Genomic DNA, 12,054 nt, shown 5'->3' with positions numbered 1-12,054 from the left:
TTTGCTATACTGACAGGAGACATTGATAAAGAAAGGGCGGCAGACAAGTGAAAGAAATAGAGGTATTAAAATATGAAGCATTTACAAGCAGTCCCGGCAAAGGAAACCCCGCCGGCGTCGTATTGCAGGGGGACGATTACACTGTAGAAGAGATGCAGACCATAGCTGAGCGTGCCGGATATTCAGAAACCTCCTTTATCAAGAAAAGCGAGTCAGCTGATCTTGAACTCCGCTACTTTACTCCCGGGCACGAAATGAATTTGTGCGGACATGCAACTGTCGCTTCTCTTTATGCTTTATATGAAAAAGGAATGCTGGAGAGCGGCCAAACGTACAGCATCCAAACGAAAGCGGGTATCCTGCCTGTGAAAATTGCTGAAAAAGAAGGCCGAGTCCATATCACGCTTGAACAGGCTTCTCCGCAATTCAAACCATTTACAGGCGATCGGGAAAAACTTGCGGGCGCACTGGGAATCACGGAAGAAGATTTTCATGAAAACCTTCCGATTGTTTTTGGCAGCACTGGCATATGGACAGCCATCGTTCCGCTTCGATCATTGGAGGCCTCCAAAAAAATGGTGCCTGACAACAAACAATTTCCGGAAGTGTTAGTTGATCTGCCAAAGGCTTCAGTCCACCCGTTTACTTTTGAAACTGTTCATCCCGACAGCCATCTTCACGGACGGCACTTTTCATCCCCGTATTCGGGAACGATAGAAGACCCAGTGACCGGTACAGCATCCGGCGTGATGGGGGCTTATATGAAACAGTACGGCCGTGCCGATCGGTGTGAATTTATCATTGAACAAGGGCAGGAAATAGGAAAGGACGGGAAAGTGAAAATTGAAATCAGTGAAGAAGGCGGCAATATGAAAGTAAACATGACAGGAACAGCCGTGTACTCAGAAACCCGTATTCTGAAAATCTAGGAAGATGGTTTACAACAAGATGCACTTTCCGTTATCATTATAAATGATAATCATTTTCAATTGCTTAGGAAGGTGAAACGGTATGCCTCAAACCGAACAAATACATCGACATTCAGCACTGCGGGACATCATACGCAGCAGAAGGTCAATTCGAAAATTCAAACAAGAGCCAGTGCCTTCAGCTGTCATTCTTGACATGCTTGAAACGGCAAAATATGCGCCAAATCACAGAGTGACAGAGCCGTGGAGATTTATTTACGTTTCCAGTGAGACAGGAAAAGCCAGCCTGATCAACACATTTGCATCATTTTCTCAAAAAGCAAAGCCGGATATGACAGAGGAGAAGCTGCAAAATTTCAAAAACACACTTGGGCGTGTCCCGGGATTTCTGCTCGTCGTATTCCAACAAGATGAAAACGAAAGAGCGCGAGACGATGATTTTGCGGCAACCAGCTCATTGATCCAAAACCTTCAGCTGCTCGCCTGGGAAAAAGGAATCGGCATGGTTTGGAAAAGCGGCAAAATCCTTTACGACAAAGAGGTGCATCAGGCCTTTGGTTTACAGGATAATGAACGCTTCGCCGCGATCATACAAACGGGCTATCCCGACGAAGCGCCGGAAGTGAAAAAACGCACGCCGATCCGAGAACGGTTCACCGAGATGTAAAAAACCCCCTGTCTCAAACGGAGACAAGGGGTTTTTCATTAACGGGATTTCTTTTTCGCTCTGTTGTCGGCTGCTTTCGCACGCTCTTGCGCTTTGCGGTCATCCGCATCAGCAAGCTCGCTTGAATATTCTTCATAAACGCCGTCAGTTTCCCTTTTTAATGCGTCGGGAACTTGAGGAAGCTTTTGTTTGTTTTTATCACGGTTTTTGTGGATATGATTTCTGCCCATATCAAATTCCCCCTAAAAAGTGATATCAAACAAACATAGTATCTGGCTTTAAGAGGCTATGTATTCCTACTTTCGCTTAGCAGCTTTTTCCGCTTTTTTAAATTCGCCTGAATAAAGAACTTCCTGCATTTTCTTTAGGTTAGCGCCTTGCTGATGCTTCTCCCTCTTCTTTTCCATAAAAAAGGACCTCCTTCAACCATGTTATTCTTAAGGTTGACGCTTCCTTCCGTTTTTATACAGCCTTTCCGTCCGTTATCAGCTGTGAGAGTGCGAATTCAAGATCTGAATATGTAAAACGAAATCCAGAGGTGATCGCTTTTTTAGGGAGAGCGCGCTGTCCTTTCACAATCAAAAGACTCATTTCACCCAATGCTTTTGATAAAAACAATTCCGGGACGGGGAGCCAGTGCGGGCGGCGCTTCACCCGTGCAATCGTTTTTCCGAATGGCTTCATTTCCACGGGATTGGGCGCGGTGACATTCATGGGCCCTGAGATGCCGGCGTTTTCCATCGCGTATCGGATCATCTGGGCGGCATCTTCAACATGAATCCACGACAGCCACTGTCTGCCCGTTCCGATCGTTCCACCGGCCAGAAGCTTGTAGGGGAGAACCATGAGCGGGAGAGCGCCCTTTTCTCCAAGCATTACGCCAAACCTCGCATAAACCGTCCGGATACCCAACGCCTCAATGTTCTGTCCTTCCTTTTCCCACATATGCGCAGTATGGCTGAGAAAATCCTCATATGACGTTGGAGAATCCTCTGTGAAGGTTTTCTCAAGACTTGTGCCGTAAATGCCCACAGCACTCGCCTGAATCAGCGCCTTCGGTTTTTCCTTTTGTTTATGAATAAGCCGCTGCACCTCACGTGTCGCATTGATCCGGCTGGAGAGAATGTGCTGTTTTGTTTTTTCTGTCCAGCGGCCAAAAATCGATTTTCCCGCAAGGTTTACCCAGACATCAATATGAGGAAGCTCCTGCTCCGGCGCGGCTCCTTCCGTCAGCCATTGGACATAGGTGATATTTTTTTGTTCAGTTTCCCTTGCGTTTCTTGATAAAATATAAACATGATGTCCCTGGCGCGTTAGAACGCCTGTCAAATGCTGACCGAGAAAACCGGTTCCGCCCGTCATTGCGATATTCATGAACATCTCTCCTCATTCGTTCTAATACATATACTTTACCTTATATTCCGAAAAGAAAACGAGTGCCAGGCCTGAGAAGGGAGATTAAGATGCCATTTATTACAAAAATATCAGCGCAAAAAAAGAATACGGAACGCTTTAATATTTTTCTGGATGAAAAATATGCCTTCAGTGTGGATGCGGACGTGCTCGTGAAATTTGATCTCAAAAAGGGAAAAGAGCTCGATGACCTTGACATCGTTGAGATTCAATACGGAGACGAGGTGAAAAAAGGCTTCAACCGTGCACTTGAATTTTTATCCTACCGGATGAGGTCAACGAAAGAAGTTGAGGACCACTTAAAGAAAAAAGAAACCTCGGCGCCCGTCATTGCGGAAGTCATCCATAAGCTCAACGACTACAAGTACTTAAACGATCAGGAATTTGCCGCGGCCTATGTCAGCACCCATAAAAAAACGAACGGAAAAGGCCCTGACGTTTTATTCAGAGAGCTGAGAGCGAAGGGGATCGACGACGATACCATTAAGGAGGCGCTAAGTTCCTTTTCCTTTGAAGATCAGACGAGAGAAGCGGTCAAGCATGTAGAAAAGCTTCTCAAAAAAGATAAAAAGCTTTCGACGAAAGAGCTCAAGCAGCGCGCCCAAATGCAGCTTCAGCGCAAGGGCTTCTCATTTGATGTTATTAACGCGGCGCTTGAGCAGATTGAATACGAAAATGATGAAGACACAGAGAAAGAAGCGCTGCGCCTGCATGCGGAAAAAGCGATAAGAAAATACCGCTATGACGGCTCCTATGAAAGCGCCATGAAGGTCAAACAATTTTTATTCCGCAAAGGATTCTCACTCGATTTAATCGAGCAATTTCTGCAGGAAGAGGAGTAGCTGAAAAATGGAGAAACGATACAGTCAAATGACACCGCACGAACTCAATACCGAAATCGCGTTACTTTCTGAAAAAGCAAGAAAGGCCGAACAGCATGGGATTATAAACGAACTGGCAGTGCTGGAACGGAAAATCACGATGGCAAAAGCCTATTTGCTGAACCCGGAAGATTTCTCACCGGGAGCTGCGTATCGTGTGGAAGACTCTGGTGACGAGTTCACCATCAGCTATTTAAATGGCGTTTTCGCATGGGGATACAGAACCACGTCCCCTGATCAAGAGGAGGCGCTGCCAATCTCGGTATTGAAAGAAAAGAAGCAAGCGTAACAGGGAGGCTGAATATCAGCCTCTTTTTTTGTGCAGCACATTCACACGAAACCTTAAAGAAAAAATCATTGAATTCCCTCCAAAAATCTTTTAAGATGAACCTCGTTGTTTTTTAAATCAAAGGAGGCGATGACGTTGAGTATCAAAAACCCATCTGTAAAATTTATAATATTTGTTCTTATGATTTGTACATTTTCAATTGGATACACAGAATACGCGGTCATGGGGATTTTGACGTCGATTGCCAATGACTTTCATATACAGGTTTCATCTGCGGGGCTACTTGTCACAGCTTATGCGGCAAGCGTCTGTTTGACAGGCCCGATCGTCACCATCATTTCCGTTAAGCTCCCGAGAAAACCTGTGCTGCTTGGGCTGATGGCGATTTTTATCCTTTCCAATCTGATGAGCGCACTGGCGCCGAATTTTGCGGTGCTGGCCGTTTCAAGAATTTTCTCTGCATCCATTCATGGGGCTTTTTTTGCGATCGCTATGGTATTTGCCAGTGAAATGGTCCCGCCGGAAAAGCGTGCTGCAGCCGCCGCCTCAATGAACGGCGGGCTGACTGTTGCTCTGATGCTCGGTGTTCCATTCGGCTCTTATCTCGGAGATGTCCTGAACTGGAGAGCTGTATTCTCCATCATTACGGCACTTGGCGTTATTGGATTTCTCGGCCTCATGGCTGCTGTGCCGAACAGAAAACCGAAAGTGATCCCAATGCTTATGAAGGAGTGGGGGGTATTTACACACAAACAGGTGCTGTATTCCTTTGCAATTACGATTTTAGGCTATTCCGGCGTCTTTATCGCCTACACCTTTATTGAACCGATTTTGAGACATTCAGCCGGATTCGGCACCATCGGCATTACAGGCGCTCTCTTTGCATATGGATTAGGGGGCGTTGCGGGGAATTTCTTTGCGGGAAAAGTGCCGCTTCCTTTGCTGACACGGACGATGATCGGCGTGATGGCCGGTTTGATCGGTGTGCTGGCCGTATTTCCTTATATCTCCGTTTACCCGGCCGCAGCCATTGTTGCGACGTTCTTATTTGGGGCATGTGCATTTGGCACGCCGCCTCTGCTGCAAACGAAGGTCATTTCCTCTTCTGAGAGCGGCACAACCATTGCCGCCGCTGTCAGCGTATCGGCGTTTAACCTAGCTAATGCCCTCGGTGCGTGGATCGGAGGAATGATTTTAAGCGGAACAGGCTCTTATTCCTGGCTGTTTGCGGGCGGAGCGCTGATGACCGCATGCGGCCTCGTGCTTTCGACCTTCGCACATGTATCAGAAAAGAAGAGCGTTTATGAGTATCAAGTCAATAAATGATAAAAAAACAGCTGCAGGGCATGCAGCTGTTCTTCTTTACCGTTTGCCGGAAGCTCTCATTTTTTCTTGAGGATGCTGGTTGATGGAGCCGTCAGCACGCTTTGAAGCATAGTCGTCCTTTGCTCTCGGTTCACCCTGAAATTTGTTTTCGTTTTCGTAAGGAAATCCTTTTTCTTTATTCCGGACCATGTCATTTCCCCCTAGGTTCGAGATCAAAAAGTTGCGTCTTTCCAGTTGAAGACGTAAGGTTAGTATATGGAGAACAGAACGTTTTAAAGCGTCATTTATTTCCTGAAGAAAGGAGACTGCACACATGAATACGTACATTGAGAAACTGACAAATCTGCTTCTGGAAAAGAACGATATGATCAGCTATATACAGGCAAAAACATGGGTGGAATTGCTATGGAGCGACTTTGAAGCAACCTATGCAAAAGCCGGACACGCCTATCAGGGTGAAAAAATGACCGAAAAAATCGTCTCACAATGGATTGAAAACTATGGCGGCCAGCTCCACCTTTTCCAAAGCTCCCGTGATGACGTGAATGATTACTTAAATCAAAGCAAAGGCCTTTTGCATTAAAAAAATCTGCCGTTATCGACCGGCAGGTTTTTTCATTTTCTTAAAATTACCTTAACAGGCAAGAAAAATAAAAAAACAGGGTTTCGCCAGCCGGTAGATCAGGGAATACCACTTATATCTTGTCAAATGCGAGGAGGAGCTTTAGATGAAAAAGAAACAAGTAATGCTCGCTTTAACAGCTGCCGCAGGCCTGGGTTTATCAGCACTTTATTCCGCTCCCGCAGCACAAGCTGCACCCCTTCACGACATATCTGCCAGTATGCCATCATCTGATACTTACATCATAAAAGCAGGAAAGCTGAATGTCCGGACTGAACCAAATCATAAAGGTGACATTCTCGGCACTTTATCGTCAGAACAAAAAATCACAGTCAACGGATTTGCAAATGACGACTGGGCTCAGATTCACTTCAAAGGAAAAAAAGCATATATTTCAACACACTTCTTAATGAAAACCGCAAGCCAAGCGAAAACAGCAAAACAGACAGCTTTTTATGCACCGACACCTGAAAATGGAAAAGCCAAACAGCTCTCCTCAGGAACAGAGGTAACATTACTTGGGTGGGGATTCAGTAAAAACGGCGGCTTTGACTTCACTTGGGCGTTCGTGGATGATGGCGGAGTGAAGGGCTATATCAAGACAAAGGACTTGCAATCACGATAAATAAGGCAGGCTGAGGCTTGTCTTTTTGCCTATGCATGAAACATTTCTTCTTTCCGTACGTAACAATGAGAGAGGAGATGATGATATGGCAGGTATAGTCGGCGGAGGGATCTTGGTCATTGCAGGTATATTGATCAAACTGTTTCCTCCCACATCCATCAACAGTGTATACGGATACAGAACGAAACGCTCAATGTCAGATCAAAGATTATGGAATGAAGCGAACAATTATAGTGCATCATTGATGATCCTGTCAGGCTTGGTGATTGCGGCATTTGGTTTGCTGCTGAAGTCAAACTTGATCATTCTTCAGCTCATCCTGCTGCTTGCCGCCTGTGTCATTACGTTTATGCTGACGGAGAAAAGGCTGAAAAACATGACGCGCAATCAAGGAGGAGATAGAAGTGGACGGAGTTAAATGCCAGTTTGTCAAAACAAACGGAATCACGCTCCACGTTGCAGCCGCAGGACCGGAGGATGGCCCGTTGCTTGTGTTGCTCCATGGGTTTCCTGAGTTTTGGTACGGCTGGAAAAATCAAATCAAACCGCTCGCCGATGCGGGTTACCGGGTGATTGCTCCCGACCAGCGGGGCTACAATCTCAGTGACAAACCGGACGGAATTGATGCATATCGGATTGATACATTAAGAGATGATATCATCGGGCTGATTACGCAGTTCACTGATGAAAAAGCAATTGTCATCGGGCATGACTGGGGAGGGGCAGTCGCATGGCATTTGGCTTCAACAAGCCCGGAATATGTTGAAAAGCTGATCGCCATCAACATTCCGCACCCGCACATCATGAAAACCGTAACGCCGATTTATCCGCCGCAATGGCTGAAAAGCTCGTATATCGCATTCTTCCAGCTGCCTGATGTACCGGAGGCCTCGCTAAAGGAAAATGATTATGAAACTTTAGACAAGGCGATTGGATTATCATCCCGTCCTGAGCTTTTTACGTCAGAGGATGTCAGCAGATACAAAGAAGCGTGGAAACAGCCCGGTGCCCTGACAGCTATGCTGAACTGGTACAGAGCCCTCAGAAAAGGCAGCCGTGCAGAGAAAACCACTTGCGAAACAGCACCCTACCGGATGATCTGGGGAATGGAAGACCGCTTTTTAAGCAGAAAGCTTGCGAAAGAGACGGAAAGGCATTGCCCGAATGGACATCTCATTTTTGTTGATGAAGCCTCCCATTGGATTAACCATGAAAAGCCAGCCATCGTCAATCATCTGATTTTAGAATATCTTACAAACGAATAAGTCAGGTTTTAGTTACAATCCGTCTGTCATAATGGCAGACTTTTTCTGTGTGTTTTTTTCATAGTCTGTTTTAAACATGACAAAATAACATTAAAAATCGTGAATGTTTCACCATAAAAATGTAACAAAAAACAGGTTTAAACGACTTTAAAAAAAGGAATAGCCTTACTGAAGATTTGTGCAAAACTCCCCTAAGGCAATACTTAAAAAAGAATAATAAAAAGAAGGTGCCTTAATGAAGCAAGGATTAATCTCGATTATTATCCCGTCTTACAATGAAGGGTATAATGTCAAACTCATTCATGAATCTTTGGAAAAGGAATTCAAAAGCATTCATTATGACTATGAAATATTCTTCATAAATGACGGAAGTGTTGATGACACGCTTCAGCAGATCAAAGACTTGGCAGCCGAATACAGCCGGGTAAAATACATATCTTTTTCTCGAAACTTCGGAAAAGAAGCCGCGATTCTGGCCGGCTTTGAGCATGTTCAAGGCGAGGCGGTTATTGTAATGGACGCCGATCTGCAGCATCCGACTTATTTGCTGAAGGAATTTATCAAAGGCTACGAAGAAGGCTATGATCAAGTCATTGCTCAAAGGAACCGAAAAGGAGACAGCCCTGTCCGCTCACTCCTGTCATCTATGTATTACAAGTTCATCAATAAAGCGGTGGAGGTTGATTTGCGTGACGGTGTCGGAGATTTTCGGCTGTTAAGCCGGCAAGCTGTCAACGCCCTTTTGAAGCTGAGTGAAGGCAACCGTTTCTCAAAAGGCTTGTTTTGCTGGATTGGCTTCGATCAGAAAATTGTATTTTATGAAAATGTAGAACGAAAAAACGGCACATCCAAATGGTCGTTCAGCAGTCTGTTTAACTACGGAATGGACGGCGTCGTTTCATTTAATCATAAACCGCTGAGAATATGTTTTTACACAGGCATTTTCATCCTGCTGCTTTCCATTATTTATATCATTGCCACATTCGTTAAAATTCTGACTAACGGCATTTCTGTGCCCGGATATTTCACCATTATCTCGGCGGTGTTATTTCTCGGCGGAGTACAGCTGTTAAGCCTCGGAATCATAGGCGAATATATCGGCCGTATCTATTATGAAACAAAAAAACGCCCGCATTATTTGATTAAAGAAGCGAATATCCCGAACAAAGACCTGCCTGAAACGAACGAATTGGAAAACATGCGGCGTCTGACAAAAATGCACTGAAATCACCAAGCGCCATTGGCAGTGCTTTTTTTGCGTGTCTACCATTTTAACGGCAAGACTGGAGAAGTTATATGAAAAGAAAATATGTCATGATCTATGCGGCCAGCCTGCTCGTATCCGTTCTGGCACACGCTTTTTTTGTGAAAGAATGGGCGGACGGCAGATATATGACAGGTCCGGGTGACGGGCTTGCGCAAATGATCGTCTTTAAAAAATTATTATTTGACCAATATACACACGGTAATTTTTTCTACAATTATTCATTCGGACTCGGAGGCGGTACATACAGTCAGCTCGGCTATTATTTTTCTGCTTCCTTTCTTTTTCTTGCGGTATCCGCCGCCGTCTGGCTGCTTCAAGCCATTCAGCTGATCGGAGAAGCGGATGCGCTTTTTTGGGCGGAGTCAGCTGTTTTTATCAGTATTTTCAAACTGAGTCTGATCATTTTTACTGCTGCTTCTGTTTTTCACTATCTTCTTAAACACAGAGCGGCGTCGTTTACGGGAGCCGTATTATACGGTGCCTCGATCATTTATTTCCGCCACGAAGCGTATTGGGAATTCTTTACCGATACAATGATTTGGCTTCCGCTGCTTGTGCTCGGAGCGGAAAAAATCATGAGAGAGCGGCGTCCGGCATGGTTTATCGTCGCGTGTTCGCTGACGTTAATCAACAATTTTTACTTTGCATATATAAACCTTATATTCATTGGGCTCTATGTACTGTTCAGATGGCTGATTCGACTGGAAAACCATGAAGAGAAGAGATGGATCCAACTCAGAATGTTTTTGGTGTCAGGGATCATTTCTTTCGGAATCAGTGCGGCGGCGTTTGTGCCAGTGGTATACGGTTATTTAAACAACCTGCGCCCCCCGTACAGCCAGAAAATAGAGTGGCTGAATTTCGATGATAATATCTTATTTTCAAGCCGGATCATCATTGTGCCGGCCGCCTTTCTGCTGTTTTTGTTTATTGTTTCTTTTTACAAAAACCGCGTGTTTCGTCTCTTTGCCGGATTGAGCCTGCTGTTTATTCTTTTTCATTTCAGCCCGTATGCGGCCAGCGCATTTAACGGCTTTTCCGCTCCGCAAAACCGGTTTGAATATGTTCTGGCCTTTACCATTGCGGGAGCAGCTGCGGCGGGTCTGTCACAGCTGTCTGAACTGAAATGGAAAGAGCTGCTCCCGGCCATAGCTGTTGTCCTGCTTCTTTACTTGTATCATATCCAAAGGTATGAGCTGGATATATGGAAGCCTGCGAATGAAAGCATCTTATTGCTCTTATTCCTGACAATCGCCGCCTTATTTGCTGCAGCCTTCACGAAAAAACGGGCAAAAGCGGCTGTGTACGGTGTGATCATTCTTTCTTCGCTTTTTGTCGCCAATATTTATCAAAAATACGCGCTCTCAGAAGGAGGCGATCTGGACAGTGTAACAAAAGCATATCTCACGGGTGAGGAATACAAAGGGCAAGAATCATCTGAGCTCATCAGGCGTTTACAGAAGAAAGACGATGATCCGCTCATGAGAATTGACTGGATGAACGGAGTCTTCAATAATACGCCAATCATTTACGGATTTAATGGATTCAGCGCCTATTCAAGCATTTTAAACCAGCATTTGCTGACCTTCTATTGGAATGATCTGAATATCGATATGGGGAGGGAAAGCGTCAGCCGTTATGCGTCATTGGGAGACAGGGCGAATGTATACAGTCTGCTTTACGGCAAATATTACATGACGGAAAAAACAAACGAAGCCAACGTGCCATACGGCTTCAAAAAGGATGTAGAATCGGAGCATTATGCAGTTTACAAAAATCAATACATGCTTCCTTTCGTCAAGACAGCCGAGGCCGTATACAGCGAAAGCGAGCTGGACAAATTGCCCGCTGTTGCGAAAGAACAGGCAATGCTGAAAGGAATTGTATTAGCAGATGCAACGGGGAAAACCGAGCAGGCGCCAAAACTGGCCAATCTCATGGCCGAGTCGGACATCACCGCAAAACATGCCGATTATCAAAACGGACTGCTCACTGTGACTGGAGAAAACGGAGGAGAACTGATCATCACCCCGAAACATGCCTCATCCGCTCCGGGAGACTACTATGTCAGCTTTTATTTGAAAAGCAAAGCAAAAGATAAAGGATTTACGTTAAAGGTTAATGATTATGTCACAACGAGGAAATCGAACAAATCGATTTATAAAACCGGAGTAAATGATATAACGGTCAGAGTGCCTCAATCAGACGATATCTCAATCAAGCTTCCGAAAGGAACGTATGAGCTGAAAAACATAGCGCTTTATGAAGAAAACTACAAAACGCTGAAAAGCGCAGTGCAGCGAAACAAAACAGATAAAGCAGACAATCTGAAATGGGATAAAAATAAGCTGACATTTTCCTATCATCTTTCAAAAGACAAGTACATCATGCTTCCAATCCCTTATGAAAAAGGCTGGGAGCTGAAGATCAACGGAAAAACACAGACGATCGAAAAAGCGGACTATGCTTTCATAGGCTTTAAGGCGCAAAAGGGAGACAATCACATTGAACTGGTCTACTATCCGCCATACTTTAAAATATCGGCACTCATATCTCTCGTCAGTCTGCTGCTTGCTGTTTTATATATAAGACGAAAAAAAGCCCGGCTCTAAATATAGCCGAGCTCAGCGTGTCGACAAACCCTCGCATTCGTTGTCGGGCCTGCGCGTTGGTGCTCACGAATGATAACATTCGCTCCGCTCCAATGCTCATCCCTCCTAGACTTCAAGGGTTTTCAATCACGCTGAGAAGAAGATGTCAAAATCCTAAA

15 protein-coding genes are annotated in these 12,054 nt (G+C 45.0%); 11 read left to right on the top strand and 4 right to left on the bottom strand.

The window, feature by feature from the left end:
* The first annotated feature begins 47 nt into the window (after window positions 1-47).
* Together V756_RS0116825 and V756_RS0116820 are read left to right on the top strand one after the other, a co-directional pair.
* On the top strand, window positions 48-929 hold the full coding sequence (locus V756_RS0116825; protein ID WP_024715686.1) for a PhzF family phenazine biosynthesis isomerase: 882 nt from the start codon (window positions 48-50) through the stop codon (window positions 927-929).
* 82 nt (window positions 930-1,011) lie between these two features.
* Entirely contained in the window at window positions 1,012-1,596 is a 585-nt protein-coding gene (locus V756_RS0116820) for a nitroreductase family protein (RefSeq protein ID WP_024715685.1), read from the top strand.
* 38 nt (window positions 1,597-1,634) lie between these two features.
* Here the strand turns inward: V756_RS0116820 and V756_RS0116815 are convergent, their stop codons facing one another.
* From V756_RS0116815 to V756_RS0116805, 3 genes are all read right to left on the bottom strand, one after another.
* A complete protein-coding gene (locus tag V756_RS0116815) occupies window positions 1,635-1,826 on the bottom strand; it encodes a YfhD family protein (RefSeq protein ID WP_024715684.1) in 192 nt (63 codons plus the stop codon).
* Window positions 1,827-1,892: 66 nt separating this feature from the next.
* The gene (locus V756_RS01000000122675) at window positions 1,893-2,003 is read right to left on the bottom strand and encodes a YfhE family protein (RefSeq protein WP_003223230.1); all 111 of its coding nucleotides are present in this window, start codon (window positions 2,001-2,003) and stop codon (window positions 1,893-1,895) included.
* Between the two features lie 55 nt (window positions 2,004-2,058).
* Window positions 2,059-2,970 (bottom strand): TIGR01777 family oxidoreductase, encoded by a 912-nt coding sequence (locus tag V756_RS0116805; protein ID WP_024715683.1) that lies wholly within the window; start codon window positions 2,968-2,970, stop codon window positions 2,059-2,061.
* An 89-nt stretch (window positions 2,971-3,059) separates the two neighbouring features.
* On the opposite strand from V756_RS0116805, the gene recX reads away from it, so the two are divergent.
* From recX to V756_RS0116790, 3 genes are all read left to right on the top strand, one after another.
* Window positions 3,060-3,851, top strand: coding sequence for a recombination regulator RecX (gene recX / locus V756_RS0116800; protein WP_024715682.1), 792 nt, complete (start codon window positions 3,060-3,062; stop codon window positions 3,849-3,851).
* 7 nt (window positions 3,852-3,858) lie between these two features.
* Window positions 3,859-4,179, top strand: coding sequence for a YfhH family protein (locus V756_RS0116795; protein ID WP_024715681.1), 321 nt, complete (start codon window positions 3,859-3,861; stop codon window positions 4,177-4,179).
* Between the two features lie 135 nt (window positions 4,180-4,314).
* Window positions 4,315-5,505 (top strand): MFS transporter, encoded by a 1,191-nt coding sequence (locus V756_RS0116790; protein ID WP_024715680.1) that lies wholly within the window; start codon window positions 4,315-4,317, stop codon window positions 5,503-5,505.
* A 36-nt stretch (window positions 5,506-5,541) separates the two neighbouring features.
* Here the strand turns inward: V756_RS0116790 and V756_RS0116785 are convergent, their stop codons facing one another.
* Window positions 5,542-5,694, bottom strand: coding sequence for a small, acid-soluble spore protein K (locus V756_RS0116785; RefSeq protein ID WP_010330867.1), 153 nt, complete (start codon window positions 5,692-5,694; stop codon window positions 5,542-5,544).
* 124 nt (window positions 5,695-5,818) lie between these two features.
* Here V756_RS0116785 and V756_RS0116780 point away from each other — a divergent pair, with 124 nt between their 5' ends.
* The 6 genes from V756_RS0116780 to V756_RS0116755 all read left to right on the top strand — a co-directional run bounded on the left by V756_RS0116780 (window position 5,819) and on the right by V756_RS0116755 (window position 11,896).
* Window positions 5,819-6,088: a YfhJ family protein gene (locus V756_RS0116780; protein WP_024715679.1), complete on the top strand. Its 270-nt coding sequence runs from the start codon at window positions 5,819-5,821 to the stop codon at window positions 6,086-6,088.
* A gap of 145 nt (window positions 6,089-6,233) precedes the next feature.
* Window positions 6,234-6,752 (top strand): SH3 domain-containing protein, encoded by a 519-nt coding sequence (locus V756_RS0116775; protein WP_024715678.1) that lies wholly within the window; start codon window positions 6,234-6,236, stop codon window positions 6,750-6,752.
* An 85-nt stretch (window positions 6,753-6,837) separates the two neighbouring features.
* Entirely contained in the window at window positions 6,838-7,170 is a 333-nt protein-coding gene (locus tag V756_RS0116770) for an SdpI family protein (RefSeq protein ID WP_024715677.1), read from the top strand.
* Window positions 7,157-8,017, top strand: coding sequence for an alpha/beta fold hydrolase (locus V756_RS0116765; protein WP_024715676.1), 861 nt, complete (start codon window positions 7,157-7,159; stop codon window positions 8,015-8,017). Before V756_RS0116770 ends, V756_RS0116765 begins: the two co-directional genes overlap by 14 nt.
* A 235-nt stretch (window positions 8,018-8,252) precedes the next feature.
* Window positions 8,253-9,242 (top strand): glycosyltransferase family 2 protein, encoded by a 990-nt coding sequence (locus V756_RS0116760; RefSeq protein ID WP_024715675.1) that lies wholly within the window; start codon window positions 8,253-8,255, stop codon window positions 9,240-9,242.
* 71 nt (window positions 9,243-9,313) lie between these two features.
* Window positions 9,314-11,896, top strand: a complete 2,583-nt coding sequence (locus tag V756_RS0116755; protein WP_024715674.1) for a YfhO family protein — start codon at window positions 9,314-9,316, stop codon at window positions 11,894-11,896.
* The last annotated feature ends 158 nt before the right edge of the window (window positions 11,897-12,054 follow it).

This window comes from Bacillus tequilensis KCTC 13622 (assembly GCF_000507145.1).
Classification (GTDB): Bacteria; Bacillota; Bacilli; order Bacillales; family Bacillaceae; genus Bacillus; species Bacillus tequilensis.
This window is presented reverse-complemented; position numbering and strand designations above follow the sequence as displayed.

Bases quoted from the DNA above. Each gene is read 5' to 3' on its own strand.
- V756_RS0116820 (WP_024715685.1), top strand. From the start codon at position 1,012: ATGCCTCAAACCGAACAAATACATCGACATTCAGCACTGCGGGACATC.
- V756_RS0116815 (WP_024715684.1), bottom strand. From the start codon at position 1,826: ATGGGCAGAAATCATATCCACAAAAACCGTGATAAAAACAAACAAAAG.
- V756_RS01000000122675 (WP_003223230.1), bottom strand. From the start codon at position 2,003: ATGGAAAAGAAGAGGGAGAAGCATCAGCAAGGCGCTAACCTAAAGAAA.
- V756_RS0116805 (WP_024715683.1), bottom strand. From the start codon at position 2,970: ATGAATATCGCAATGACGGGCGGAACCGGTTTTCTCGGTCAGCATTTG.
- recX (WP_024715682.1), top strand. From the start codon at position 3,060: ATGCCATTTATTACAAAAATATCAGCGCAAAAAAAGAATACGGAACGC.
- V756_RS0116795 (WP_024715681.1), top strand. From the start codon at position 3,859: ATGGAGAAACGATACAGTCAAATGACACCGCACGAACTCAATACCGAA.
- V756_RS0116785 (WP_010330867.1), bottom strand. From the start codon at position 5,694: ATGGTCCGGAATAAAGAAAAAGGATTTCCTTACGAAAACGAAAACAAA.
- V756_RS0116780 (WP_024715679.1), top strand. From the start codon at position 5,819: ATGAATACGTACATTGAGAAACTGACAAATCTGCTTCTGGAAAAGAAC.
- V756_RS0116775 (WP_024715678.1), top strand. From the start codon at position 6,234: ATGAAAAAGAAACAAGTAATGCTCGCTTTAACAGCTGCCGCAGGCCTG.
- V756_RS0116770 (WP_024715677.1), top strand. From the start codon at position 6,838: ATGGCAGGTATAGTCGGCGGAGGGATCTTGGTCATTGCAGGTATATTG.
- V756_RS0116760 (WP_024715675.1), top strand. From the start codon at position 8,253: ATGAAGCAAGGATTAATCTCGATTATTATCCCGTCTTACAATGAAGGG.
- V756_RS0116755 (WP_024715674.1), top strand. From the start codon at position 9,314: ATGAAAAGAAAATATGTCATGATCTATGCGGCCAGCCTGCTCGTATCC.